The organism is Limnohabitans sp. 2KL-1 (assembly GCF_003063435.1).
Taxonomy (GTDB): Bacteria; Pseudomonadota; Gammaproteobacteria; order Burkholderiales; family Burkholderiaceae_C; genus Limnohabitans_A.
This window is the reverse complement of sequence record NZ_NESL01000004.1, coordinates 189,078-214,459: the sequence shown is the minus strand read 5'-3', so window position 1 is coordinate 214,459 and position 25,382 is coordinate 189,078. Positions and strand designations below refer to the sequence as shown.

General features: G+C 58.6%; 33 protein-coding genes. 7 read left to right on the top strand and 26 right to left on the bottom strand.

What is annotated here, in order from left to right:
- Positions 1–2: 2 nt before the first annotated feature.
- From B9Z47_RS11550 to B9Z47_RS11505, 10 genes are all read right to left on the bottom strand, one after another.
- Positions 3–341, bottom strand: coding sequence for a DUF3168 domain-containing protein (locus tag B9Z47_RS11550; RefSeq protein ID WP_108331388.1), 339 nt, complete (start codon positions 339–341; stop codon positions 3–5).
- The gene (locus B9Z47_RS11545) at positions 338–823 is read right to left on the bottom strand and encodes an HK97-gp10 family putative phage morphogenesis protein (protein ID WP_108331387.1); all 486 of its coding nucleotides are present in this window, start codon (positions 821–823) and stop codon (positions 338–340) included. Before B9Z47_RS11545 ends, B9Z47_RS11550 begins: the two co-directional genes overlap by 4 nt.
- Complete coding sequence (locus B9Z47_RS11540) at positions 824–1,168, bottom strand: phage head closure protein (protein WP_158271674.1); 345 nt, start codon at positions 1,166–1,168, stop codon at positions 824–826.
- A gap of 10 nt (positions 1,169–1,178) precedes the next feature.
- Complete coding sequence (locus tag B9Z47_RS11535) at positions 1,179–1,802, bottom strand: head-tail connector protein (protein WP_108331385.1); 624 nt, start codon at positions 1,800–1,802, stop codon at positions 1,179–1,181.
- Complete coding sequence (locus tag B9Z47_RS11530; protein WP_108331384.1) at positions 1,803–2,249, bottom strand: hypothetical protein; 447 nt, start codon at positions 2,247–2,249, stop codon at positions 1,803–1,805.
- A gap of 27 nt (positions 2,250–2,276) precedes the next feature.
- Positions 2,277–3,614: a phage major capsid protein gene (locus B9Z47_RS11525; RefSeq protein ID WP_108331383.1), complete on the bottom strand. Its 1,338-nt coding sequence runs from the start codon at positions 3,612–3,614 to the stop codon at positions 2,277–2,279.
- A gap of 153 nt (positions 3,615–3,767) precedes the next feature.
- Positions 3,768–4,712 carry a S49 family peptidase gene (locus B9Z47_RS11520; protein ID WP_108331382.1) on the bottom strand — a complete coding sequence of 315 codons (945 nt, stop codon included), beginning with the start codon at positions 4,710–4,712 and terminating at the stop codon, positions 3,768–3,770.
- On the bottom strand, positions 4,709–6,226 hold the full coding sequence (locus B9Z47_RS11515; protein WP_108331381.1) for a phage portal protein: 1,518 nt from the start codon (positions 6,224–6,226) through the stop codon (positions 4,709–4,711). The genes B9Z47_RS11520 and B9Z47_RS11515 overlap by 4 nt, the downstream gene beginning before the upstream one ends.
- A gap of 4 nt (positions 6,227–6,230) precedes the next feature.
- Positions 6,231–7,943, bottom strand: a complete 1,713-nt coding sequence (locus B9Z47_RS11510; protein WP_108331380.1) for a terminase large subunit — start codon at positions 7,941–7,943, stop codon at positions 6,231–6,233.
- A gap of 9 nt (positions 7,944–7,952) precedes the next feature.
- On the bottom strand, positions 7,953–8,411 hold the full coding sequence (locus B9Z47_RS11505; protein ID WP_100173235.1) for a phage terminase small subunit P27 family: 459 nt from the start codon (positions 8,409–8,411) through the stop codon (positions 7,953–7,955).
- Between the two features lie 60 nt (positions 8,412–8,471).
- Between B9Z47_RS11505 and B9Z47_RS18385 the strand changes: the two genes are divergently transcribed.
- Complete coding sequence (locus B9Z47_RS18385; protein WP_143474000.1) at positions 8,472–8,699, top strand: hypothetical protein; 228 nt, start codon at positions 8,472–8,474, stop codon at positions 8,697–8,699.
- 127 nt (positions 8,700–8,826) lie between these two features.
- Here B9Z47_RS18385 and B9Z47_RS19210 read toward each other — a convergent pair whose 3' ends face one another.
- Complete coding sequence (locus B9Z47_RS19210; protein ID WP_158271673.1) at positions 8,827–9,033, bottom strand: HNH endonuclease signature motif containing protein; 207 nt, start codon at positions 9,031–9,033, stop codon at positions 8,827–8,829.
- 294 nt (positions 9,034–9,327) lie between these two features.
- Between B9Z47_RS19210 and B9Z47_RS11495 the strand changes: the two genes are divergently transcribed.
- From B9Z47_RS11495 to B9Z47_RS11480, 4 genes are read left to right on the top strand one after another with little or no spacing between them, the layout of a single operon-like run.
- Positions 9,328–9,537, top strand: coding sequence for a hypothetical protein (locus B9Z47_RS11495; protein WP_108331378.1), 210 nt, complete (start codon positions 9,328–9,330; stop codon positions 9,535–9,537).
- A complete protein-coding gene (locus B9Z47_RS11490; RefSeq protein WP_108331377.1) occupies positions 9,534–9,740 on the top strand; it encodes a hypothetical protein in 207 nt (68 codons plus the stop codon). The genes B9Z47_RS11495 and B9Z47_RS11490 overlap by 4 nt, the downstream gene beginning before the upstream one ends.
- A 13-nt stretch (positions 9,741–9,753) precedes the next feature.
- Positions 9,754–10,233, top strand: a complete 480-nt coding sequence (locus B9Z47_RS11485) for a DUF3489 domain-containing protein (RefSeq protein WP_108331376.1) — start codon at positions 9,754–9,756, stop codon at positions 10,231–10,233.
- 23 nt (positions 10,234–10,256) lie between these two features.
- Positions 10,257–10,607, top strand: coding sequence for a hypothetical protein (locus tag B9Z47_RS11480; protein ID WP_233253776.1), 351 nt, complete (start codon positions 10,257–10,259; stop codon positions 10,605–10,607).
- Here the strand turns inward: B9Z47_RS11480 and B9Z47_RS11475 are convergent.
- The 15 genes from B9Z47_RS11475 to B9Z47_RS11405 all read right to left on the bottom strand — a co-directional run bounded on the left by B9Z47_RS11475 (position 10,586) and on the right by B9Z47_RS11405 (position 23,586).
- Entirely contained in the window at positions 10,586–11,848 is a 1,263-nt protein-coding gene (locus B9Z47_RS11475; RefSeq protein WP_108331375.1) for a site-specific DNA-methyltransferase, read from the bottom strand. The genes B9Z47_RS11480 and B9Z47_RS11475 overlap by 22 nt on opposite strands.
- Positions 11,849–12,054: 206 nt before the next feature.
- Positions 12,055–12,447 carry a DUF6362 family protein gene (locus tag B9Z47_RS11470; RefSeq protein ID WP_108331374.1) on the bottom strand — a complete coding sequence of 131 codons (393 nt, stop codon included), beginning with the start codon at positions 12,445–12,447 and terminating at the stop codon, positions 12,055–12,057.
- A 1-nt stretch (position 12,448) separates the two neighbouring features.
- Positions 12,449–12,862, bottom strand: a complete 414-nt coding sequence (locus B9Z47_RS11465; RefSeq protein WP_108331462.1) for a crossover junction endodeoxyribonuclease RuvC — start codon at positions 12,860–12,862, stop codon at positions 12,449–12,451.
- A 497-nt stretch (positions 12,863–13,359) separates the two neighbouring features.
- A complete protein-coding gene (locus B9Z47_RS11460; RefSeq protein WP_199226368.1) occupies positions 13,360–15,579 on the bottom strand; it encodes an AAA family ATPase in 2,220 nt (739 codons plus the stop codon).
- Entirely contained in the window at positions 15,549–16,304 is a 756-nt protein-coding gene (locus tag B9Z47_RS11455; RefSeq protein WP_108331461.1) for a PD-(D/E)XK nuclease family protein, read from the bottom strand. The genes B9Z47_RS11460 and B9Z47_RS11455 overlap by 31 nt, the downstream gene beginning before the upstream one ends.
- Positions 16,304–16,585 carry a DUF6511 domain-containing protein gene (locus tag B9Z47_RS11450; RefSeq protein ID WP_233253775.1) on the bottom strand — a complete coding sequence of 94 codons (282 nt, stop codon included), beginning with the start codon at positions 16,583–16,585 and terminating at the stop codon, positions 16,304–16,306. The genes B9Z47_RS11455 and B9Z47_RS11450 overlap by 1 nt, the downstream gene beginning before the upstream one ends.
- A 134-nt stretch (positions 16,586–16,719) precedes the next feature.
- Positions 16,720–18,408, bottom strand: a complete 1,689-nt coding sequence (locus B9Z47_RS11445) for a DEAD/DEAH box helicase (RefSeq protein WP_108331372.1) — start codon at positions 18,406–18,408, stop codon at positions 16,720–16,722.
- A 12-nt stretch (positions 18,409–18,420) separates the two neighbouring features.
- A complete protein-coding gene (locus B9Z47_RS11440; RefSeq protein ID WP_108257262.1) occupies positions 18,421–19,017 on the bottom strand; it encodes a hypothetical protein in 597 nt (198 codons plus the stop codon).
- A 2-nt stretch (positions 19,018–19,019) separates the two neighbouring features.
- Positions 19,020–19,913, bottom strand: a complete 894-nt coding sequence (locus tag B9Z47_RS11435; RefSeq protein WP_108331371.1) for an ATP-binding protein — start codon at positions 19,911–19,913, stop codon at positions 19,020–19,022.
- Entirely contained in the window at positions 19,910–20,227 is a 318-nt protein-coding gene (locus tag B9Z47_RS11430) for a hypothetical protein (protein ID WP_108331370.1), read from the bottom strand. Before B9Z47_RS11430 ends, B9Z47_RS11435 begins: the two co-directional genes overlap by 4 nt.
- Positions 20,228–20,232: 5 nt before the next feature.
- A complete protein-coding gene (locus tag B9Z47_RS11425) occupies positions 20,233–20,712 on the bottom strand; it encodes a hypothetical protein (protein WP_108331369.1) in 480 nt (159 codons plus the stop codon).
- Complete coding sequence (locus tag B9Z47_RS11420; protein WP_108331368.1) at positions 20,709–20,921, bottom strand: helix-turn-helix domain-containing protein; 213 nt, start codon at positions 20,919–20,921, stop codon at positions 20,709–20,711. The genes B9Z47_RS11425 and B9Z47_RS11420 overlap by 4 nt, the downstream gene beginning before the upstream one ends.
- 178 nt (positions 20,922–21,099) lie before the next feature.
- The gene (locus B9Z47_RS11415) at positions 21,100–21,324 is read right to left on the bottom strand and encodes a DUF2188 domain-containing protein (protein ID WP_108257267.1); all 225 of its coding nucleotides are present in this window, start codon (positions 21,322–21,324) and stop codon (positions 21,100–21,102) included.
- A 55-nt stretch (positions 21,325–21,379) separates the two neighbouring features.
- The gene (locus tag B9Z47_RS11410) at positions 21,380–22,336 is read right to left on the bottom strand and encodes a hypothetical protein (RefSeq protein ID WP_108331367.1); all 957 of its coding nucleotides are present in this window, start codon (positions 22,334–22,336) and stop codon (positions 21,380–21,382) included.
- 2 nt (positions 22,337–22,338) lie between these two features.
- Positions 22,339–23,586, bottom strand: a complete 1,248-nt coding sequence (locus B9Z47_RS11405) for a hypothetical protein (protein WP_146185786.1) — start codon at positions 23,584–23,586, stop codon at positions 22,339–22,341.
- A 229-nt stretch (positions 23,587–23,815) separates the two neighbouring features.
- Between B9Z47_RS11405 and B9Z47_RS11400 the strand changes: the two genes are divergently transcribed.
- Both B9Z47_RS11400 and B9Z47_RS11395 read left to right on the top strand, forming a co-directional pair.
- Positions 23,816–24,136 (top strand): helix-turn-helix domain-containing protein, encoded by a 321-nt coding sequence (locus B9Z47_RS11400; RefSeq protein ID WP_108331365.1) that lies wholly within the window; start codon positions 23,816–23,818, stop codon positions 24,134–24,136.
- Positions 24,133–25,044, top strand: coding sequence for an ImmA/IrrE family metallo-endopeptidase (locus B9Z47_RS11395; RefSeq protein WP_108331364.1), 912 nt, complete (start codon positions 24,133–24,135; stop codon positions 25,042–25,044). Before B9Z47_RS11400 ends, B9Z47_RS11395 begins: the two co-directional genes overlap by 4 nt.
- Positions 25,045–25,382: the final 338 nt, after the last annotated feature.

Genomic DNA, 25,382 nt, shown 5'->3' with positions numbered 1-25,382 from the left:
AGTTAGTGCCAGATCGAAAAATCCAAAATCACCCGGTGCAGCAATGCCTCGGGCTCGAATTGGTCTTGCTCAAGGAGCAAAACGTGGGTGATGGCGCTGCTTTTCATGGCGGCTTTGACGGTCTCGGCCAAGGCAACGGCAGCGGCGTAGGTGGTGTCAAAGCAGTCCACCTGCAGGCGGGTGTTTTCAATGGGTGCGCCGTCGGCCAGGGTGTTTTCTGGTGCGCTGGATACGCGGGCATAGACCACGTAGGGCTTTGACACGTTGTTGGGTGCCACGTTCGGAAACACCCTTCCCACGGCCACACCTGCGAGGGCCGCGAAAAGGTCTTGTTGAATCATTTTTTAAGTTCGCGTGCGGCTTGCTCGATACGCTCAGCAAGCCGGGTCTTGATAGCGGTTAGCGCATCGTTTTTCTTCATGTCAAAAGCAGGCCGCAGAAACGGGCGCGCAGACATCTTTACGGTCCCGAACTCCACAAAGCGCCAGTACCAGGCGTCCTGGGACAAGTTGCCCTTCTTGCCTTGCTTGCGGTACTTCTTGCCATGCCGAACCGTGACAAAAAAGATCTGCTTGTTCTTGTTCGACAACTCAGGGATTTGTTTCAAAATCACCGAGCGCTTCAAAGTGCCGGGTGGTGGCTGGTTGGGCCCCAGATCACCCGTGGCAACAGGTGCCTGCAACTTGGCTTCATCACGGATCAGTTTTGCTCCGGCATAGACCGCAGCACGCAGGCCGTTCTTGGCCACGCGGTCAGGCAACTCTTTCAAGGCCTTGGCCAAAGCATCAAGGCCCTCGATCTGCACGCTCTCGTACTTAGCCATTCAATCTAGGCCCTCAGAGGCAAGCAGCGTGACCAATACATTGCTCTCGTCCTCGTTCAACGCCGCGTGGATGTTAAAGATGCGGGATTTGTAAATCGCCCGGTAGCCCGATACCACGCGGGTATCGGCGAGACTTGCCTGATAACGCACCGTGATTTGGTGCGAGATTTCGCTGGCCATGTGCTGCGCACTTTCCAGCTCGCGCCCCGTCAAGGGCTGTATGTCGGCCCAAATGGTGGCCACGTTCAGCCAAGTGCGTACCGGACCGCCATAGCTGTCTTGCACATTGCTTTGTCGCTGCAAGGTAATGCGCCGGTTTAATTGACCCGCTCGTAATGAACTCATGGGATCGCCCTCATACGAAAGCGACCTTGTAGGGGTCAAGCAAACCATCAATGAATGAAAGCGTTTCCACACGGCCGCGACTTAGAACTGCAATCTCTTCGCGGTGGGCATAAAGGCTGCCAACACGCAGCTTGATCCAGCTCTTGATTCCCTCTGGTACCTGGGCGGCACCGCCATACCCGGCATCGAAGGTGACCGATACCGCGCCAATCTGAGGCAAGCAGATCGGCCAGATCTGACCAAACACGGGGGTGATGCGTGCTGGCTCACACGCAGTGTCCACCGTGTAGGTGGCCCCGGGCATGACCTGCAGCGCAGATCCCATGTCCAGGTAGTTGATCGAGACGACAGACTGCACCGGCGTCTTGAACAACAAAATGGCGTGCCCCGGCAAGCTGAAAGCTTGACCTGCGGGTACGCCCATCAGAGACGGTCCGGGAAAGCAGTCGAGCACTTGCTTCCAGCGGGCAGTAGTGAGCTGCCTGCCGGTCAGTGTCTCGGCTGCTTGACGGGCAGCAGTGATGAGCGATGCGATCAGCATGTCATCCTCGTCAAAATCCACCCGCAGATGGAGTTTGGCTTCCCACAGGGACACCGGCTCCTCTGAAGGTTGGCTGACGAGTTGCAATGGCATTTAGATCACCTGAACCACAGCAGCCTGATTGCCCACCTCAGCCGGTGCATAACGGGGGTTGACCCCGAGCAGCTGGGTCGAGGTGATGCTGGCAGCCACGCCAACGGTCACTGTGACACGCATAAAACCGAAGCCGTTCACGGTGTCGAGCTCTTCAGGCTTGACATTGACAAGCACCTGTTTGTTGTCACCCGTGGCTTTGACGATCTGGGTGATCGCTTTGCCGCTGATGTCTTTGGCACCGGTGCCTGAACTGTCCAGCGCCTGCTGCAACTTAGCGTCGACAGTGGCCGAGGTGCCAAGCACGCCGGTTTGCACCAACGCCAGAAAGCCAAAGTAGTTGGCGACTGACACCCAGCCGGTACTGGCTGCGCCAGCGGCCTGCGAAGCAGGATCAATCGTGGCGAGCACTGAAAGCAGTTCACTGCCTTTTGCATTGGGAAACATGTGTTTTCTCCTTTGAGGTTCTGGGGTTTAGCGAGCACCAAGTTGAATAAATGGCGACATCGTTGCGCTGCCCTTGGCAGGCGTGATGGCTGTAGAAATCTTCGATTGGCCATCCATGCGGAAGGTGGTTCGAAACGCCGTGAGATCGGCATCAAAGTACAGGTGCATCGACGTGGCGGTCTGCATGCCACCCGCTTTGGTGATGGTCTGGTAATACTTCAGGTCCACCAGCAAGATGTCACCCTGAGCGGAGAAGGTGTTGGCGTGTTGGGACACAAACACCGGGCGACCCAGCAGCGTGCCGTAGGGAGAGACCTGAATACCGCCAACGTTCAATCCGGTAGGCAGGTAGATCGGGTAGTTACCCAAGGTCAGAGTGAACAATGCTGGCAACACGTCGTTGTTGACTATCCACACCGCATTGGCGAATGAGCCCGTTGGCAGACGCGCAATCATCTTGGCCAAGTTTTGTGGAAGCAGCGTTTGCGTCAACTGCCCAGTCTCCTTGGCCACACTGACCGTAGCGCCAGCATTGAGTGCACCTACCGGTACGCCAGAGCCCGAGCCGAACAGGATGGATTCATTGGTTTTCCAGCGAATCGACAATGCAATTTTCTCGGGCAGATAGGTCGACAAGGCATTGGCATCTTCCAGCAACTCATCGGTCGTGGGCACCAGGGCCATCAACTTCTTCAGCCGCAAAGTAGACAGTCCCAAAACGGGCTTGGTGGTGACCGCTGGAGCCGCTTCGCCTTGCCAGTAAGCGCGAATACCGTTGGTGCCCCAGGGTGTGGTTTCATCCTTGGGGAACGCCATGGTGTTTCCGCTGATTTCCACGTTATCGGTCAGCGGCAGCAAAGAGTCTTCGCCCAAAGACAGCTGAAAAATCTCCTTGGAGAACTGTGGCGGGACAAAAAAGCCACCGTCCTGACCGGAGCCTTCACTGCCAAAGGTGGCTGGAGCGGCAGCACCACGACCGCTGCCAATCAGCAGGCGATCGTCAATCGGGTTGCCTGGCTTTTGCGCATGGCAGACGTTTTGCAAAAAGTCGCCCAGGCTTTGAAAGCCATGTTTGGGATCAAGTTCGCGGTTGTCGCTCACCATCACACTGGAAAAAGCGGAACCATGACCAGCGCCTACATGGTTGCCCATATGCGTACTCATCTGGGCTTCCTCAGAAATCAATGCCGACTCGCGGTCAATCGCCGCCGAAGTGGCTTCGATTCGACTTTTAAGACCATTGAATTTGATGACATCCTCATCCGACAGATCACGGTTTTCTTGGGCGGCGATGTCGGTTAAGGCACGCGCCTCTTTGACAAGATCAGACTTGCGAGCTTGAAGCTCGCGCAATTGCTTACTCATTTGGGTTTCTCCAGACGTAAAAAAGCCACCTCTTGGGTGGCGGGATTGAAAAGATTGAAAAATGCGCGAAGCTAGTCACGCATCAGAGTTGCGACCTACGGGTCGCCGTTCGGACTGGAGGCGCTCAACGGAGCAACTCCTGAGCAGTCCAAATTACAAAATCCCAAGCTCTGAGCGGGCTTGAGCCAAGCGGGAGGTTTTGGGTTTGACAGTTGGACTGGACTTAGCACTTGACGCTGCGTCTTTTTGCATCTTGCTCAAGACCTGATCAAAGCTGGCAATACCGTCCACCATGTTTTGCGCCAAAGCCGCATCAGCGCCCAAGACCCGGCCCTGGCCCATGCCATCTCGTACCTGAGTGATGGGCACACCACGCCCCTTAGCCACAGCCTTGGTGAACGATGCGTAATAGTCATCAACGCGGGACTGCATAAATCCTTGTGCTTCTTCGTCCAGCGGTGCATATGGATTGCCCTCGACCTTGAACTTGCCCGCCGATATGAGCGTGGTCTTAACGCCTGCCTCGTCCATGGCTTTGCTGTAGTCCTGGTGCGCCTGCCACACGCCAATTGAGCCGACTTCTCCACCGGAGGTGATGTAGAACTCACTGGCTTGGGAACCGACCCAGTAAGCAGCCGAAGCTGCCAGACTGTTCGCAATCGCCACCACGGGCTTTTGTGCACGGGCACTCAAAATCGCATCACTCAATTCAGAAACGCCATAGACACTGCCGCCAGGGCTGTCGATGTCCAGCAAGATCTGACTGACCGCATCATCGGCAACGGCTTGCCTGAGCATTTGGGTAACGATCTGGGTGCTGACCATGCCAGGGCCGGAGACGTCATCCACCATATTTCCACGCTGTGTGATGACGCCGTAAATTGGGATGACGGCAATGCCGCCACCCGAAATGGCAGCCGAGGTCTGTCTGCGAGTGTCGCGCAGCACACGGTCTGTTTGGACCTGAAACCTGGCGGCGTCGCTGGCAGGCGCACCTTGCGACCACCGGGAAATGACAGTGGCCAGGGCACTCAAACGCTCGGGCATCAAGGCCCATGGCGTTGCCAAAAATTCAGCAACTAATAGTTGGTTTTTCATAAATTCTGTCCGAGAGTGATAAGTGATTCGGTGAGCCTTTTTTGATCTATCGGCTCGGCTATCTGGTTTGACCAAAGCTGAACCCGGTCAAGCGGTACGGCCAAGGCTTGGGAGATCAACAGGATGTCTTTTTCTGCCAAATGACCTGATCGGCCAATTCGGCGGGCAAGTCGCTCAGAGGTCGTTTGAACAAGTGCGTTAAATCTCCCATTGAGACGGGCAACACTCTCATCCTCCGCAGGCTCGATCGCTTTTTGCTCCGGTGGCTCTGCTGCTTCTGCTTGTGTATCGATTTCCAAATCCTCTGCCGCGTCCTCCTCGACCATATTGAGTGGACGTAGTGGCTGATCCAGTCCGTCAATCGGATTCAAGTTTTCTGCAATCCGTGCCTCATTTCGCGTGAGCCATCCATTCTGAATTCCGCTTTGGTAGTAACTCGAGCGGCTGGCAGCATCACCGCGCATCAGGTTGGCGAAGTCAAATTCGATCTCGATGTCATCGCCCGCAAGCAGCAACTCCGACTCGATGCTGGCCTCCCAGCGCTCAGCCCACGGCGTCATGGTGTGCATGACAAACTCCAGGCTTTGCTGCTCAATGTTGGAGAACGTTGCACGCTCAAGATCGGCAATCATGTGCGGCGGCACGCGAAAGAGGCGTGCGATATCAGTGATCTGAAACTTACGCAACTCCAAGAACTGGGCGTCTTTGTTGGTGACACCCACTTCGTGGAACTTCATGCCGTTTTCCAGCACCAGGACCTTGCCCCGGTTGGCACCAGACTGAGCCTGCTGGTAGGACTCACGAAACACCTTCTTGGCTTCGGAGTCCTTGAAGGAGCCGGGAAATTCAATCCAGCCGCCGGTCGGCTTGGCGTCGTTGGCAAAGAAGCGTGCGCCGTAGTCCTGGGCGGCCAGCGCCATGCCGAGGTTTTCTCGTGCAAGCTCAATCGGGCTCATGCCCATCAACCCATCTGAGGACAGTCCGCGCAGGTGCCAGACATCGCCTCTGGGCAAGATCACCTCCTTACCGGACCTGTCAGTAACCCGGTAGCGGTATTCACCAGAGGGCAGCAACTCGATCTTGACCCGGTCCGGATGGATCGGCATCAACTCGATGATCTCGCCACGCGGGTTGGTGATGATCTGGTTGTACGCGTTACCGCGCAAAGCCAGGTGGCCTTGCAGCATCTCACGCCACTCGAAAGGATTTTGAAACCGGTTCGGCCGCTTGGCCATCAAGCGATAGAGCCAATGGTCCGTGACCTTGTCCTTGCCGCCGTCTGGGCGGCGCTGGTAAATCACCAAAGGCAACGATGCCATGGTTTCAGCCAGGATTCGCACACAGGCATACACCGCAGCCACGCGCAGCGCGCTGTCGGGCGAGACACGCATACCGCTGCCAGTCCGGGCAGAGACCGGCTCAAACCAAAATTCGCCGTAAGGGCTGCGGTCACCGCTGGAGGCACCGGGTTCACCGGATCCGCGAAAGCGATCAAAAAAGCTAAACAGTCCCATCAGTTCAGAGCAACATCAACTCGTAGTCGGATCCCAGCACCACCGAGTCCCCCGGTTTGATCGCGCGCGACAGCGCCATGATCAGTGCCACGACGCCGTCGATCTTGTTTTCTGCTCGCTCCTTGCGTGGGTAAATGTTGTCTTTGGCGTCCAGATGGGCCACCACGTTGCTGACCATCCAGCCCAGCACCGGGTCGCCGTCGTGAACCAATTTCTTTTGAAGCACTAAGGCTTCAAGCGTCTTCATCGGTTCTGAGAAATTCAGCACCGTCGGACGCACTTCAATCATGGGCAGACCCTCACTCATCATTCGAGTCGAGAGTTGCGTCGCCTGAAACGGATCAAATGCAACGGCCTGCACCGCAAAGCGAGAGGACAGATCATTCAGATCCGCTTCGATCCAACTGAAATCAATCACATTGCCCGGCGTCACCGTCAGGCGTCCGGTGTGCATCCAGCCAGGGTACTGGCTGTTGCCATTGGCGTTGACCGTATCTTCCGGCAGGTAGTACTTGCCAAAGACAGCGAATGCATCGGCAATTTCAGGATGGACAAACACAATCACCAAGGCGGCAATGTCCGTCTTGCTGGCCAGGTCCAGGCCCACCCAGCAGGGCTGGCCCACAAAGGACTCGATGTCCAGGTCCTGATCAGCACAGGCGTCCCAGGAGCGCATGTCCATCCATGCGGTGTCGGCGTTGACCCACTCGTTCAAGTGTTTGGTCTTGAAATTGTTCATCGCACTGGGCAACTGCATGGCCTTGGCCTGCAGCGGTCCCAGAATTTCCGGGCGCACCGAGATGCCCCAGTTGGGGTTGGCCTTCATCAGCGAGTCTTCGCTGGTCCAGTCGTCCCCATCGTCCAGCCCGTAGACGATGCCAAACTGGCTGTCGTCCTCGAACACGCCATCGAGCAGCCGGGTCACAAAGGTGCGCACCTCGTAGCAAATACCTGAACGGTTGCTGCCTGCGGTGGTGATCACCCACAGAAGTGAGTTGTCTCGTTTACCGGTCCCGGTCTCCACCACGTCATAGACGGTGCGGGTTTTGTGGGCGTGCAATTCATCAATGCAGCCGAAGTGAATGTTCAGGCCATCAAGCGTCGAACCCTCTGCAGAGAGCGCTTCAAACTTCGATCCCGTCTGCAGCACGTTCATGTTGTGCGCACCGACGTTGACAGAAAACCGGCTGCGAAAGCCCTGTGACCTGCGCGCCATGGTCTGGGCATCTCCAAACACAATGCGCGCCTGGTCGCGGGTGGTGGCCAGAGAGTAAACCTCTGCACCACCTTCACCATCGGCGGCCAGCATGTACAGCGCAAGCGCAGACGACAGGGTCGACTTAGCGTTGCCACGTGGCACCTCAATGTACGAGCGCCGAAAGCGGCGATTACCGTCAGGCTTGACCCATCCAAATACGGTGGTCAGGATGAACACCTGCCAAGGCTCCAACTTGATCGTCTCGCCTGCCAGCGGCCCCTTGACGTGGGGCAGGCGTTCAATGAACGCGCACAGGTTGTCAGCGGGATGGAATTCCCGCCCGTCCTTGTCGGTGAGCTTTGGGTTGAACTGGTAGGGACTTGCCTTGCCCTTGAACTTTGCCAGATCGTTCAACTGCCGTTGGCATGCCCGCTGGACCCATTTGCAGGTCAGGATGTCACCGGCAACGACTGCCTGCGCATACTTGCGGGCAACGGCGGCGTAGTTATCTGCTGCCAAAGTTCAGTCTCAGCCTGCTATGTCCGCCCAAGGATCGAGATCGATCTGGGTATCTGTGGGCTGTGTGATACGCGAACGAGAGGCTGGCGTAAATCCCATCTCCACCGCCGCCTTGGTCATGATCTGGGCCTGCTTGTTCGCGATGGCCAGGTACGGCGACTGCATTGGCACACCGGTGTTCGGCGCTTTGATCAGCAGTCCCGTCTTGGTGATTCCTATCTGAGCCTTGCGGTACAGGTCAGCGGCGCATGACCAAACCTCCAGCACCGACATATCGAGTTTGCGCAGCAAATGCTCGGGCGCGCTGTCAATGGCATAGCGCCAGGCCTGCTTGGCTCCGTCCGACATGTACTCGGGCGGCGCAACCAGATCCCCTTGGGGCTGTGGCTCATGCGGGTTGGTCCTGCACTTTTGCAGGGTTCCCCTGAGCTTTTTGATCTCCGTGGGGAGTGGTTTTCGTCCGGCCATCTGGGTTCAGTCGTTGGTAATCGTTAATATGGAGGCTTCAAACCCACCGGAAAACTCCCAGTGCGCAAAGCCGACGTCATCGCAAAATGCCTCGTTCAGTCCGCTCTGGCGGCTGATATGAAAGCTGGGCGTGAGGCGGTACGATCTGCTTTTGACAAGAGCGTGACGGACAAGAGCTTTTCCAAATGGAACAGCGTCGTTGAAGAAAACGTCGCCAACTCCATCATTCGCTCGGTGGGGAAATCCAAAGCCATCAATATCGAAAAGTTCATCGCCGATCTCAACTGATCGGCTCTTAGCCCCGACCGGCGAAGCCCGGCATTAGGCTGCCTTCGGGGTAACCCCCCTAGGTTTCAATTTGCACGCGCAAAAATCTTGGCAGGCGCACGCATCGTGGCTCGCCATCCCTAGAGATTCACCCCCCCTGGGGGGCTACTGACCGCCCTGCTGACTCGCGGGCGGTCTTGCGGTTGTGACAAGACACGCACAGCGACTGCAGGTTGCTCACATCAAACCGCGCGCCGCCGTCCTTGATCGGCCGCACGTGGTCCACGACACGGGCCGCCACCAGCAAACCTTTGGAACCACAGGCGCAGCACAGCGGGTGCCCGCGCAAGAACATGGCCCTCACCGAGCGCCACGGCTTGGACTGATAGAAGCCCGCCTCCGCATCGAACCCACGCCGCGCACGCCCGTAATCGCGATGAATCAAGGGCCTGTGAGCGTCGCAGAACCCGGGCACCGTTACCACCGCGGCGCATCCCGGATATCGGCAGGGAGTGGGTGCGCTTAGGGGCATCTGCAGCGGCCTTCGAACTGATTCAAGAAAGAAGCAACTGCTTCGGAGATTCCGCTTGGCTTCCTCGGGAAACAGAGCGTTCATACGAACACCATCAACAAACCAAGGAAATTGCCAATGACCTATCGAAGCACCGAATTCACCGTCGACGAGCTGGGCTTCATCCAGATCGCGCTGAACAAAGTCCTCGCTGCCGCGGCACGCGGAGAGTTGGACCTCAACCAACTGGCCCGGGAGGAAATGGCCTCAAGAGGCTTGGATCTCAAAGGCGACTGGGTCGGCTTTGATCGCGCCCGCCAGATCCATCAAGTAGAGGCGCCCAAGTGAAGGCAGACAAGAAGCTCGAACAGCTGCTCGACCAGATCGCCAAGCAACACCTTTTCATCGAGACCCTGGAGACCCAGCACAGCGACCGGCTCGACTTTCACGACGTGAGCGTCTGGGGCATCAAGGCGGCGCTCGAAGCTGCCTATGAAGCTGGTCGCAAGTCCGCCAGGGTCAATCCAACAACCAATCACACACAACCTTAATCAGGAGAACACCATGACCATTCAACTCACCCCTTCCCAGCGCGCCATCCTGACTCACGCCCATCAGCACACAGAGGGCAAGATCATCTGGTTCCCCGAGAACATCAAGGGCGGTGCTCGCCAAAAGGTGATCGACGGCTTATCCAAGCGAACCCTGATCACCGAGGGCGGCAAAGACTGGCTCATGACTGCCGAAGGCTACGAGGCCCTAGGTGTCCCTCTCAAAGCGCCAGTGAGCGCCCAAGTACTCGCAGAGATCATTGAAGTGGCGGAGCAATCCAAGCCACGCACCCGAGACAACAGCAAGCAGGCGCAGGTGATCGCCATGCTCAAGCGCCCCGAGGGCGCCACGATCGAACAGATTTGCGAGGCCACACAGTGGCAAGCCCACACGGTCAGGGGAACGTTTGCCGGCGCATTCAAGAAGAAGCTCGGCCTGGAGATCACCTCGACGAAAGAGGCTGGTGGACAGCGGATTTACCGCGTCGCCTGACCAGGAGCCAAGCCATAAAAACAATGACCATCACGATCGAGAGAAAGCCCCTGACCATCACGTTCGATGGCCAGGAGATGCAGGTTGAAGAGTTGAGCATCCGACTGTCCTTCGGACGCAAGCCCACGGACATCACCGAAATCGCCGCCACGGGTGATTACGTGGTCTATGTGACCGAGACCCGGGTGATGGATCCAGAGGAATTCGATGGCTTTGCCAAAAACCTCTACAAGTCACGCGACTGGCTTAAGGGCAAGGGCGGGTATTTCATGTTGGGCCGGTTGTGCGTAGAAGTCCACGCACCGGGTCGTCCATACCTGTACGTGGATCCGTCCGGCGGGGACAGCGGCCGTTATGTGGCCAGGCTGGGCTGATCGGGATCAGCTACGGCCTCACCTTCAGGGATGGGCTCGCCCACCCGGATGGCCTTGCGACCCGTGAACTCCTCCCAGCGCTTGACGATCACATCGACGTACTTGGGATCGAGTTCAATGAGTCGGGCGCGACGCCCTGACTTCTCACAGGCAATCAAGGTGGAGCCCGAGCCGCCGAACGGATCAAGCACCAGGTCTCGCGTCTTGCTGCTGTTGCGCACCGCACGCTCGACCAGTTCGACCGGTTTCATGGTCGGGTGCAGGTCGTTCTTGGCCGGCTTTTTGACGTTCCAGACGTCACCCTGATCACGGGCGCCACACCAGAAATGATCTGTGCCTTCGCGCCAGCCATACAGAATCGGCTCGTATTGGCGCTGGTAATCCGCGCGCCCGAGTGTGAAAGTGTTCTTGGCCCAGATGATGAAGGTGGACCAGCGACCGCCCGCTGCACGGAAGGCAGATTGCAGCGTGTCCAATTCCGACGAACTCATGGCGATGTAGACCGCACCCTTGGTGTGGGTGAGGATGTTCATGCAGGCGTCCAGCAGGAAGCTGCCGAAGCCTTCACCCAGGTTGTCATTCATGATCGGGCGGTTCTTGCCCCGCATCTTGTCCTTGGCCGTGTTGGCGTAGTTCACGTTGTAGGGTGGGTCGGTGAAGGTCATGTCCACCAACTCCTCACCCAACAGGGCTTTGAAGTCATCGGGCTTGGTGGCGTCGCCGCACAACAGCTTGTGCTCGCCGAGGATCCAGATGTCTCCGGTCTTGGAGATGGGCGTTTCACTGACCTCGGGCACTGCGTCCTCATCGGTCAAGCCATCCGTCGTGGCATCTTCACCAGCGATCAGGGCTTCCCACTCCTCTTGCGAGAAGCCGGTCAGGCCCAGATCGAAGCCAGCGTCCTTGAGGTCGGCCAACTCAATGCCCAGCAACTCGTCTTCCCAGGATGCGTTCTCACCGATCTTGTTGTCGGCCAGGATCAGGGCGCGGCGCTGCGTGTCCGACAGGTGTTCAAGGGGCACCACAGGCACCTCGGGCAGTCCGAGCTTGCGTGCTGCCAGCAGGCGACCGTGACCAGCAATCACGTTATTCTGTCCATCAATCAGGATCGGAGCGCCCCAACCGAACTCACGAATGCTGGCCGCGATCTGGGCCACCTGTGCCTCCGAATGCAGCTTGGCATTGCGGGCATAGGGGATCAGTGCTTCGACCTGGCGGTACTCGATGTGAATAGGATTCATGGGGACCAGAAATGAAAAAACCCGCCGGGTCTTGCCACATGGGCCACCGGGCGGGTTCGTGAAATCGTGTGATCGGAGACGCATCTCTCGCGACCGTAGACAGAATTTATCGCGAATCCGGGTAAAACGCGACACACCCAAATTCGCGTTTTTTCCGCATCTGTTCGGATCGCTTCGCATGGGTCAGTGGTGACACGAAACGCCTATCAACCTCCACGCGAAATATGGTCCGTGATCACCTGAATTGCGACTTCCCAGTGGCGCTGGGCCGTTCGCGGTGCCACCCCGAAACGCTTGCCGATGTCGTACCAGCGCCAGCGTTCGGCCCGCATCCACACCAGCTTTCGCTGCTCCACCTCCAGACACCGGACCCACTGCATGACCACGAGCATGCGTTCAACCTCTGCAGGCGTGGGCGGAAATCGGTAGACCGGCGCATCGTCACTGGCCATACGCTCGTACTCCGTGCGAACGATGGTGGGCCAGACGTTGAAGTGGCCCTGCACCCTCACCGGTGGCAGGCGATGTGCCGTGCGTGCGGCCTCGATGAGCCAGTTGGCGACGTCGTCCGTCGTCCATGCGAGTGTTGCTGCAACCATGTCATCCCTCCTGTGTGTCCAAAGCCCAGTGCAAGAGCGCCAAGGCATCCGCTTCGTTGTCGTCGGTCACCGGGTGCCCCAGTGCCCGCATGGCCTGCATGACCTCGTCCTTGCTGGCGTTGCCTTTGCCGGTGGCGTGGCGTTTGATCGTTCCGACTGGTACGCCCTGGTACGGCAGGTTGTGGTGCTCGCACCAGGCGGTCAGCGTGGCCAACAGGCCGCCATAGACATGGGCTGCATCCACCCCGGCATGCCGGCGCACCTCTTCGAAGTACACGCTGTGGATGTCGCTGGCCAGGTGGCGCATGTCGCTGAGCCAGCGCTTGAATCGCAGATAGCGCATGCCACCGCCCTCATAGCGGCTGGGCCGGAAGCTGGTGAATCCATGGGCGAGTTGACCGTCCATCGTTCGCATGGCCCATCCGGTGGTGGTGCCCAGATCGATCGCAAGGACCACGGTGCGTGATGCCGGCACCGGATCGACCGAGTGGGCAAGATCCCTACGTAACGGAGAGAGGGCATCAGCCCCCTCTCCTACGTAGTAGGAGGGGGAGATTTCGCCAACTTCAGAAGTGGCAGAAAGTGAATAAAAACAAGGACTTGGCTCAGTTGGCAACTTTTGCCAACTGCCAACTGCCAACTGAACCGGAAAATGGCTAAGTCGTTGATTCGTAATGGAATTAAGTTGGCAACGGTCTGCCAACTGAATCCAGTTGGCAAAACTTTGCCAACTTCCGCCCCTGTTTTTGCCAACTTGCTCCTGCGTGCTCTTGTGTGTGCCATCGCACAGATGCTGGCCAAAGCGGGCATTTTCCAAAGCGCGGCACATGATGGCGCGTGCGTGCGATTGCGCACCAATGCGTGCGCTCGCCAACGCGCCAACCGTGATGTCTCTATCTTGGCAAATCGTGTTCATTCGGACTCCTGTGGGTCATTGCTGGTTTCGGGGTAGACCCACACTTCCGGGTTCTCGACGGGCATAGCCGCCCCGGAAAGCGGGCACTTGTAGTGGGTGGGAAGGACGCGATGCGGCACCGTGGGCACCTCGCCGGTGTCCGGATCTGGGTCGCCCTGGGGCAGGTTGACCACCATGTCCTCGACGCACAGGTAGCCAAACTTGGAACGCCCAATCGAGGGCAGCCCGTAGTCCTGTGCGTTGCGGAAATACTTGATGTAGCCCTGTGTGGCCAGGGCAGACAGACGCTCGCGGATGGTGCGCTCGCCGCCCAGGCCGGCCTTGCCTTCGAAGGCTTCGGCGAACTGGTTGGCGGTGTAGCAGTTGCCCTTTAGGCTTTCGTCGAGCAGGATCTGCAGGATCACATCGAGCTTGCGCAGTCGCTCGGCATCAAGCCGATGACCATATTCCTTGAGGACCAGCCGCTCGCTGCCGTTCACGATCATCCACTGGTTATCGACCTTGTCGACGCAGCGGGTTGGCAGTCCAGGACCGTTGCGCAACTCGAAAATCAGTTGACGCACCGTACTAGCCTCATCAGGCCGGTGCAGCATCAGGCTGGCGGAGTAGTAGCTGCGCAGGCTGCTCGCGCCGGCAAAGGCCTGGAACGGATCTTCTTCGAACTGGCGTTTGGTGATTTTCTTGGTGTGATGGACCAGGATCACGCCCGCGTCCGGATTGACCGCAAGGTGCAGCTTGGCCACGCGACGCGTGAGGAAAAACATCATCGCGTCGTTGTCGTTCTCACCGCCAACACCGCCGCCGTCAAACACGTTTCGAATCGGATCGATGGCAATGATGTCTGGAGGCTCGCCAGCAAAGTGGGCGCTGATGGACTGGATCAGTTGCTCCAACCCCTCGTCGTTGAGGACCAGTTGCAGCTGGGGCGTGACCATCAGATTGCGACGGGCAAGCGCCAATGCTTCCTTGGGCAGGACGATGTTGTGCATGCGCTCCTTGAGGTACGGGTAGCGAACCTCGGCCTGGATGTAGACAACCTTGAGCGGTCGCGCAGGCACCATGTCCAAAAACGCCACGCCAGCGGCCATGTGGGCAAGCCACGCCAGCAGGAAATCGCTTTTCCCGACCTTGGGCGCACCGCCGAACACGGTGACGCAACCGTGCATGACGATCCGGTTGGAGACGAGATCAGTTGGCACAGGGGTGTCGTCATCCAGGATCTCGCCCATGGTGTAGATGGGCAGAGCCGAGGTGCTGGTCTTGACCGTGATGCGGTCGCCAGCTGAGATGAAGGCCTTGCAGTCAAAGCCTTCGGCGACCGCATCAGCTGCATCCCACTTCTCTGGTTTTGATTCGGGCGGCACAACGATGGCGACCGAGCGACTGCCCGCCGCGACGCAGGCCTTGGCTGCACTTTCTGCGTAATCCCAGCCGGGGAGATCCCGGTCAGGCCAGATCACCACATCCTTGCCCCGCAGGGGCGACCAATCGGTCTTGTCGATGGGCGCGCGCGCGCCGTTCATGGCGGTGGTGGCCACCACCCCAAGCTCAATCAAAGCCTGGGCGCACTTCTCACCCTCCACAAGCACCACCTGCCTGGCTGACGCCATGGCTGGCTGGTTGTAAAGCGGACGCGGATCAGGGGCACGCCACATCCGGGCGCGCACATCCCAGGGCCTGAACTCCTTGCGGCCAGGCTCTGGGTCATAGCGGTAGACCCGGGCGATCAGCGTGCCGTCGGCAGTTTGATAGTCCCAGATGGCGGTGTAGGGGCCAAGTTCATCGACCGGCTGCTGCCGGACGTCGCGCTTGATGGATTTGCTGATGGGTGGCGCCACGCCACACCATTGCCGAACCTCTTCAAGGATCCGGGTGAAATCTGTCTTGACGGACAGGTTGCGCGACAGGCCCCAGGCATCGAACACATCGCCACCCATATCAGTGGCGAAGTCGAACCAAAGCCCGCGTCGCGCGCCCTCCATCTCAACCACGAGGCTCTTGCCGGGTGAACCGTCAATGTCACCCACATAGAACTTCCCACCCCGGATACGCCCTTGGGGGAACAGGAACAGCAGGACGGACTCGAGCCGATCGATCAGCGCATGGCGCAATCCTTCGATATCTTCTGTCGTCCCGGGTAAGCGATCCGCTGCATCGTTGAAGTCGAAGTAGCTAGACTCATGCATCAAGACCCACCCCAGCAGCGTTCCTGCCATGAACAGAAGCGGCACTCCTGGTGGGTTGGCGTGGTCGAGAATCGGGGAAGAACTTCCCCCGCATCGGTGGCCGTGATGACACGCACCGCCCGATCGGACATGCGCTGAGCGAGGCCACCATCGAAGGGGACCAACTCGAACCAGATTTCCTGGCTGTCCTTGTTGATGGCTGTGAAGAGCGCAGGGTTCTGCGAGATCCCCGGAATGCTGGCCTCCATGTAGGCCTGATAGATCGCCATCTGCGCGGCATAGACGGGCTTGGACTTGGCCACACCGTTCTTGACTGTGTCGCGCCAGGACTTGTCGTTCATGGTCTTGCATTCCCACAGCGCGGGATAGCCCATACCCAGTGACGCCGGTCCGCTGTTCAGGATGCCGTCGACGTGTCCCTTGATGCGGCCGCGCGCCACGGAAAATCCGAACTGACCACCCTGAGCTTTGCGGGTGTACAGGTCAAACCCGATCAGGCGCAGCCAACGGATGGCGAGGTCTTCCAGTTGGTGGCCCACCTCGAATACCCGCAGCAGTCGACCAGAGAACTCCCGGCCTGGATCCACAGGCGTGCGGGTGTACTCGAACTGGAGCGCACGCTCGCAGGCGACTCCCAGGCGTGAAGCGCCCAGATAGTCACGCCGCGTTTGCGCGTCGCGCTCCAGCGCCAGCGCGTCATCAATGAGCGAGCCGACCTGTTCATGAAATTTGGGACGGTGATTGAAGTCCAGCATCACACCCGTCCTTGCTGCCGGCCTGCAGCCTGCGTGGCAATACGCTGCTCAAGGAAGGCACGGTCCTTGGCAGCCATGCGTTCATGCTCTTCGAGCATGCGGTCCTGATAAGCGGACACGACCACATCGATGAGTGTGAGAACCTCCTGCCGGCTGTAGTCGGCCAGTGGCCGTTGCATGCCAATGGAGCCCACGTACTCACCCAGCGGGGCCAGGCAGGACTGCATGGCGGCGATCTCCATGTCACTGGGGTCGATCATCTGCCCCTCCGTTTTGTTCATGAGCTTGGAGAAGGCCTCCTGACAGCGACGCGAGCAGAACACCCACTTGTCGTTGTGGCGAGAAGGATCCGAATGGGGCACACGAGGGTTGAACCAGCCGAACCCTTTGGCTTTGCGGTGACAGACGGCACATTTCACGCAGCCTCCAGAACCTGGTGGGCGTGGGCATCGTTGGCCGCATTGACCAGACGAACGATGGCGTTGCGGTTGAACCGGAAGGACAGCAGCGCCGAGGCCTGGTAGCGGGTCAGACCAAAGTCAGCCCTCAACTCTGGCGGCAGATACTGGAGCTGCTTTGGTGTGGGCGATTCGTTGAGCCAGCGACGGGTCTTGTGCGCCGAGTCCTCGGATTCGTGGTCGTTCAGCCAGTCGTCGGCCTTGGCCATGCATACCGTGCGCTCACCCACCGCCAGCAGACAGGTGTTGATTCCCTTGCCGCCACCGATGGCATGCCAACGACCGTTGAGGAAGAAGATCCCGCCCCAGGCATTGAAACCCGTGGCCATGAGCGCGTCATCTGCGCCGAAGAGGTCGCACCAGCGAAAGTTCGAGCGGCTGAGCAAGTCGATCTCGCTCATCACGAACTTGTCGAGCACACCAGCATCCGGGGTCTCCGAGCGCTCCCATACGTGGTCACAGAACGGACACTCCATCACGGCCAGAGGCACGATGGCGCCGCACTCCGGGCAATCCTTGGTGGGTGCTTCCCCATCGTGGTCATGCCCTTCGAGATTGACCTCTTGCTCCAATGCGCCGTGCATGAGGCTGGCCGTGCCGAAGTCCAGCACGATGCAGTCGGTCTTGACCAGACCCGGGAACTCCTGCGGATCAACCGTGCGCAGACCCCGGCCCACCATCTGGATGAAGGTGGACTTGTAGGAACTCGGGCGCAACAGGACAACACAGGATGTGGGCGTGTAGTCGTAACCCTCGGTCAGGACCGCAACATTGACCACCACCTGGGCGTTGCCGTTTTCATAGGAAGCCAACCGATCCTTGCGCTCGACATCAGACAACTCACCATGAATCAGGACGGCATTGATGCCCGCTTGATTGAATGCCCTGCAAACATCCGTGGCGTGCTCAACGGTTGAGCAGAACACGATGGTCTTGCGGTCCCGCGCCTTGGCCTTCCAATTTGTGATCACGGACTCCGTGATCAGGGTCTTGTTGAGGATGGACGCGACCTCGTTCATGTCGAAGTCGATGGCGGTGCGGCGAACCTTGCGCAGGGCTTCCTGCGTGCCGACATCAATGACGTAGGTCCTGGGCGGCACCAGATGACCGCTGGCGATCATCTCGCCCAGGGTGATCTGGTCGGACAGGTTACTGAACACCTCACGCAGCCCCTTTCCATCACCCCGGTTCGGGGTAGCGGTCAGGCCACAGATGGCCGCCTTCGGGTTCTTGACCAGCACCTGGTCGATGACCTCGCGGTAGCTGGGCGAAACAGCGTGATGCGCCTCATCAATGACCAGCAGGTCCAAGGTCGGCATCTGCTCCAGATTGGCCTTGCGCGAGAGCGTTTGAACCATTGCGAAGGTGGCGTTGCCATCCCAGGACTTTTCGTTGGCGTCGTAAACCGAGGTCTTTAGACCAGGATTCACGCGCTCGAACTTGGACCGGTTCTGACCGGTCAGTTCGGTACGGTGGGCCAGGATGCAGGCCTTGGCATCGGGCTCAGCCAGGAGGCTGCCAGCCACGGCCGACAGCATCACGGTTTTGCCCGAACCGGTGGGCGCAACGGCCAGGGTATTGCCATGCTCGCCGAGGGCCGCAAGGGTCCTCTGCACAAGCAAGGCTTGGCGGGGGCGAAGAATCATGGCATCTCCCCCTTACTGAGCCCAGCTGGGACGACCCGGCACCGGTGCGCGTCCGGTGGCCTGCGCATAGGCGTTGGCAGCCGGCGCACTGGGTGCCGCAGGCGCTGCGCCGTTCATGTGCGCCGAGTACTCTTTGTGGTCAGGTGTGACGGCAGACTTGATGACGCACTTGTCCTGGCCGTTCTGGTCCTTCTCCCAGTCGACCTTGCCGACGAACTCAATACCCTCCAGGTCGGAGAAACCGCTGATGCGACGGGCGTTTTGAGCGGACGGGCTGCTGTCGCTGGGGTTGATGCCGCGAGCGGAGTTTAGGATGGCCTTGATGAAGGTCCGCCCCATGTTGGTCCACTCGGCACCCTTGGCGCTGTACAGCCCAATGAGGGACCACATCTTGCGACGGGCGAACGGCCCCTCGAGCACTACGAACTCGCAGTTCAGGTAAACAGAACCGGTGGTCATGCTGCGGGTGGCATAGCCGCCGGTCCAGCCCTGGGACGGGTCGTCATAGCCACCCGGCTTGATAGTCATGCGAACGCGCACCACCGTGCCTTTGGGGATGAGGTCGTAGCTGGATTGCTCGGCGGCAGAGTTGAAATCGAAGAAAGTCATGATCAGGACTCCTGAGAGGTAATTGCGGGGGTGGTGTTGGAAGCCGGTTCAGCGACGCTGGCCTGTGGACGGGCAAAGTCCAGGCGCTCGCTGGCCGGACGCGCGGGGCCGGCGATCTTTCGCATGAGCCGGCCGAGGTCTGGCTCCTCAATGGCATCAAGGCGACCGCTGCGGTCCTTGGCCGGGTAGCCCCACTGGTTGAGCGTTTGGCACACAAAGGCGCGGTAGCTGCTGCCGTCATCGGCCTTGATCTCAGCCAACGTGATCACCTCGTCGACGATCCCGGGCAACTCCAGGCCGGTCTTGGAGCCATCAATCTGAAGCGTGAAAACACGGCGATTGAAATCGTCCAGGGCCTCGTTGAGGATCCCGACAAACCAAACGTTCTTGCGCCGGGTGTGCTGCAGATGGGTGAGCCAGCCGATCATTTCCTGGCCCATCAGGCCGTAGGCGCCACGGCTGTCGGGCTTGCCGGTTTTCTCGGAATAGGCCTGTGGCTGGCCCTTGCTCCATTGCAGGCAAAGTCGGCCGGCCACGGTGATCGAGTCAACGAATACCGTCTCGTACTTGTCCAGCGCGGCTGGATCACCAAAGCGCTGGCACACGGCCTGGAAATGAGCCTCGCTGTAGGGCTGGTCATCTCGCAGGGCCGGGTTCGGCCCACCGATGAAGACGGCGAAGTCGCGGCACTCCTGCCATGTGCGGGGACGGATGGTGTCGCCTGCATAGCCCTCGACAGCCAGGTCACCGGCCTCAAGATCGAAGAACAGCGTGGATGCCGGGGGCAGCGTCCAGAGCTGGGAGGTCTTGCCGATGCCGGACTTGCCGACCAGGACGCCCTTGACGCCACGGCGCTCTGCCAGGCGTTGGTCTGCGGTGATGATGGGCAGGTTCATTTGGCCACCTCCGCAAATTCGTCGGTGAAGAACACTTCGGACACCGTATTGGCGCCGCTGCCTCCGCGTTTGCGGGCTTGCTCATAGAGTTCACGCAGGCCACTAAGACCACGACGGGCTTGTGCCACCTGGGCTTCAATGCCAACGATGGCAAAGGCCAGGTCGTCCAGCGTGGCGTCTTCCAGCGCGATGGTCATGTCATCTGGGCGATGCCCATCAAGTGCCGGAACGAAAATTTCCTCGGGCAGTTCGCGCACGTACCAGTCAGGGCGCTCACGCAATTTCTGAACAGCAGTTTTCTTTTTGAAGAACATGGCAATTACTCCTTCATGAGGGCGAGGCGATACGAGGGCTTGCCGGTCTTGACCGTGCGGGCAACCTCGAAGGCGGACTTGAGGGTTTCGGGCCAGGCGTTGAACTTGGTCTCGCTCACGCGATAGGTGATCTCGACGTACTGCCTGGGGTCATCACCGCTCTCGGTAATGCGACGTGTCATGTCGGCCAGGCGGGTCTGGTCCCACTCGACTTTCTTGGGCAGTTCTGCAGTGACGCGCACATCGCCGTCATCGAAATGCACGACCCCGGTGTCCTTGCCAGCGTCGTGGCGCAGGTTGCGGGCGCGCTCGCCCCACTTGAAGTCGATGGCCTGATCGATGTGATCACTCAGGGCTTTGCCAGCGGCCAACAAATCAGCGGCGGCGCTCTTGATGCTGAAGAGCAGTTCAGCCGGTTGCTGCGCCAACGTGCCTGCCGGGGTGGCCAGCACCTGTTCGGGCGTGAAGGTCAGATCGGTGCTCATGCTGCACCTACGATTACTTCACGCGTGGATGTGCTCCGGCGCAGGCTGTTGACTTCGAAGGCTTCAATGTCCTCGATCCGGTAACGGACCTGGCCTTGCAGTTTGAGGAAGACAGGACCGATGCCCTCAGAGCGCCAGCGTTCCAGCGTGGCCTCGCTAAGGTCCCAACGGTCAGCCAATTGCCGTTGATTGAGGTGTTTAACACTCACGTTTTTCTCCTTTCAAGTGATTGCGAAAACGTGAGGAAAGTTTCGGAAACGACCGGTGGGCAAAGGGGTGGGCAAAGAGGCCTAAAGGGGTGGGCAAATGCGGCAAATACACCTGCCAGAAACAAAAAGGCCCGGAGGGTTAGTCCGGGCCGTTCTTGAAGGTCGCTTATTGGGCAAATCAGCCTTTGGGCGGTGATGGATCGTTGCCATAGCTGTTGCGATCGCGAATGCGACCGTCTCTTCCATGGATCAGAACCTCGCTTTTCTGGTTGATCGCGATCTCGCGCGCTGCGCGCTCTGCCTCGGCCTGCGTGTTGTGCAGCGAGGTGTCACGGGTATTGCCTTCGCCACGGACGGCCCATTGGTCGTCACGTCGAACTACGTGTTGGTTTTTTCCAGTCATTTGTTGTCTTTCAAAAGTAAGCGGTTGATATTGAGGGGGTTGAGTGCTGATCGGTTCACCCCCCTTCGGATAGCAGGTAGTCGGGGTGCAGCCAGTAGTAGCCCTTCTGGTCTGATTGCACAAAGGTCTCGAACACCTCAGCGTGCCGCTTTTTGATGTTGGCAAACTTAAAGTTTTCTGGAATCTCAAGCGCTTTGGCAAGCAGACGCTTGTGAACCTCATCGCCTTCAGCGTCAAGCAACACCTTCAGGAATTTGAATACCTGCGGTGAGAGCGAGACTTCGGCACCGCCGATCAATGCCACCCGTTTGGTTTCCAAAAGCCGCAGCGATGTTTCGTCTGAGACGACGAGAGGGGCAAGGCCATCGATATAGGCTTCAAGGTTTTCAATGACCAAGCTGCCCTTGCGAAGTTGCGCAACGGCTCTCAGGGGCACCAACAACCGACGACCCAGTCGCCCAGGCTGTAGAGCTTCAATGTCACTGGTGGTGATGGTCAGATCCATGCCGGGTGCTGCAGCCTTATCAAGGGCTTTGTCCACTTCGGCTTGGTTTGCTGCCAGTTGGCATCCAAAAAACAGGCTGTGACGATGCCGCTTGTATTCACGCTCCCCCAGATGCCACAGCACGCCGTTGACAATCTCTGTGACCGGATACCGCGACCTCAATCCCAATGACGCGTTGAGCCAGTCGGCAACCTTGGCAGGGCTCGCCTGCCAAAGACGCGCGCGCTCTTTCGCCAGCGGCACCCAGCCGCACTCGCCACAGTAGGCCCGAAGCTCAATTTGTGATCCATGTGCGACTTGTTCGGGCTGGATTGCACCGCTCATGCAGTCTGGGCACAACACGCCGTCGGCCAATTCAGGGCCAAGACTCAGCGCCTGAACATCCCTCAGATGCTTGAACACCTCAGCTTGGCCACTGACCCACACTGCATCTGGCAAAAGATGATGCCCAGGCTGCTCCAGCAACCTGGACAGCTCCGCCAATGCAGGCGCATTGATGGGGCCCACGATCAGGCGCCTTCAACGGCAGTTGCAGGTTGATCGGCTGCTTCTGCGGTCGGTGGCTGCTGCATTACCCCCAATGCCAGTACGAGCTTTTCCGCCAGTCGGGCATCCTCTTCATCCATGTCCCGCAGGTTGCTGATGCCCGTCGGCTTCAAACCGATGTGCAGCGCCCGACCTTTCTTGGAGTCCCCCTCTGGCATGAAATACAGACTCACGGTTGCGCTGATGAAATTGAAGCCAGTGCCCATGAGCGTCGCTGTGTGTTGCACACGCACACACTCCAATGCATCAGGCGCATCTTTGTCCGCTGGCGGCTTGACTACGTAATCACACATGGGCCTTTGAACCGAGCGGAGGCGGCACTCGGAGAGCCGGACCTTCATCACCCCATGGTCATGCAGATCCAGTCCGCTGTGCTCGTCCGGCACGACACCTTCACGCAATCGGTTGAGCAGAAAGAGCGGCTGATTCACAGCCATCGGCTCCAGGGGCTTTTTGAACACATGCGTGCCCAGGGGGCCAATCAGCTTCTGCCGCGCTTTCTCACCACCCACCACCAACAAGTCAATTACCCCACTTTCTGAGTAGATGATTGCGGTCATACGAAGGGGCGGACGCACGTCACGCCACATCGTCTTGTCATCGGCCCCAAACTCAAGGCTACGCTGAAGGTTGTCCTCCACGCGGATGTCCAACTGAACCCCACCGTCGAGATGGCGTGTCAGCACGTCAATCTCGCATGCACGGGGTCGGCCTTTCTTGGGTGTGAAGGCTTCAGCCAGGGCCTTGCGCAGGGGGTCGATGTCGACAGCCTCATGGTGCAACTCTTGCCCAGGCGGAAGCTGGATACGACGCCATGAGCGCTTTCCAATTTCCGCATCGGCCTGCATGATGGACTCGGCTTCAGCAAGTTTGGTGGGCCAGTTGATCAACGCCCACAGCGCCCGCTCGGCGTCACTGATGTGGTGCTCAAAGTCGTCCAACATCGCATGCCCCAATGGCACCGTGTTGCGCAGGGCCTGGACCCCGCGCACAGTGGCCAAGAACTTCACTCGGCGCAGTTCAGCGTAAACGGAGTCCAGCCGCCCCTCATCCAAGGCTTCGAAGCCGTTTTGAATGTTGGCCTGAACGTCCTTTTCGGGTTGAGACCACGTTGCCCCTTCGGGCAATTCGATTTTTCGGGCCTGGAAGTAGAACTCCCAGTACTGGTTGCGCACCTGGCGCACGAGATCGCGATAGTTGAAGGCTGACATTTGTTTTTTCCTTGTCGCTATGGCCTGCGTGCGCATCCTTGTCTTGCGCATCCATGGCCTTGCCACCGTAGAGTCAGGGGAGCCGAAATACTCCACCGACCGGAATCGTTCGTTAAAACGAACTTGTGCGGATTATTACTGGCGGCTGCTGATCATGTCAAGCAGGTACGGATTCGTTCGATATGGTGGTATCCTGTGGGTATCCATGTGGACAAGTTAGGAGCGACAAGTGGCATCACCTCTCGGTGAAAAAATCAAGCACCTTCGTAATTCAAAAGGGTTAAGTCTTGAGCAGTTGGCCCAAATGACCGATTCCAGTAAGAGCTACCTATGGGAGCTGGAAAACAGGGAACAGGCCAATCCATCCTTGGAAAAAATCAACAAACTGGCTGTAGCGCTCGACGTGACTGCTGAATTTTTGGTCAGCTCTCCAGAGCCAACCCCCAACAACAAAGTAGCTGACGAAGCTTTCTTCCGCAAATACCAATTGCTGCCAGACCTCGAAAAGAAGAAGCTGCGAAAAATCCTGGACGCCTGGGAAGACGAATGACCAAGCACAAGCGCCCGATGGCTGTTGCCAACCAAATCTCGGAAATGCTCAACCAGGTGTTGGGCATTAATCGATACCCGGTGGACGTACAACAGTTGGCGCTTGAATACACGCACCAGCGCTTCCCAGACTCCCCTATCACCAAGATCCAGGGCGAGCGCATTGATGGCTTCGAGGGAATGCTCAAAGCCAACAAGTCAAAGACCAAGTGGCTCATCGTTTACAACGACGGCAACGGCTCGGAGGGGCGGCAGCGTTTCACGGTCGCCCACGAATTGGGGCATTACATGGTGCATCGGGAACTCCAGAATGAGTTCGCCTGCCTCGACGATGAGATCTCAACGGGTGAACGCAGTAAACGGGACATCGAAGCCGAGGCAGATCAATTCGCATCGACACTGCTGATGCCGTACGATGACTTCCGTAGACAAGTCAACGGCCAGCCCATCAGCTTTGATCTGATAGGACATTGCGCAGATCGATACGGCGTCTCGCTCACCGCAGCGGCTCTGCGGTGGATCGACATCGCGCCAGAGCGCGCGATCCTGATAGCAAGCCGTGACGACCACATGCTCTGGGCCAAATCGAACGAGGATGCATTCAAGTCAAGGGCATATTTCGCCACCCGAAAGAACGTCATTGAGCTTCCAAGAACGGCGTTGGCCCACAGCACCAATGCAGAAACGACCGTTAGCCAGCAAGATGTTCGAGCCAACACTTGGCTCGCCAACGAACCAGGCTATGTCCGCGCTCAAGAGCTGGTCAAAAGCGCTGGTCAATACGACTACAAGCTCACTTTGCTGCTGCTGCCTCAGGCTGAATGGCGACGCCCGACACACGAAGATGATGAGGCAGAAGAGGATACGTTTGATCGGTTCACGCGCAATGGTCAACCTCTGAATCGATAGCGCCATCAATTCTTGAAGTCAATGCCACCCGCTTTTTGCGGCCGTCGGCAATTCTCCGCATCTCTCCGAGCCAGTCCCAAACTTCCCACTGGCCTTGCCATGGTCCCCCGGGGACAATTTTTTCCTTCGATCGTTGAACATCAAGGACTGGCAACCAATGCAAGAAATCAACCGCCGCCCACCCGACTCCATGACCGTATCAGAGCGCATGGATGAGGTAACTGCCCTGCTGGCGCGGGGCGTATCCCGTGTGTGGGATCAATCTGTCGCGAAGTCCGCAAATGCGGCCTCCAAGAGCCATTTAGGACTTGGCTATTCCGGCCACCAGAGCGTTCATA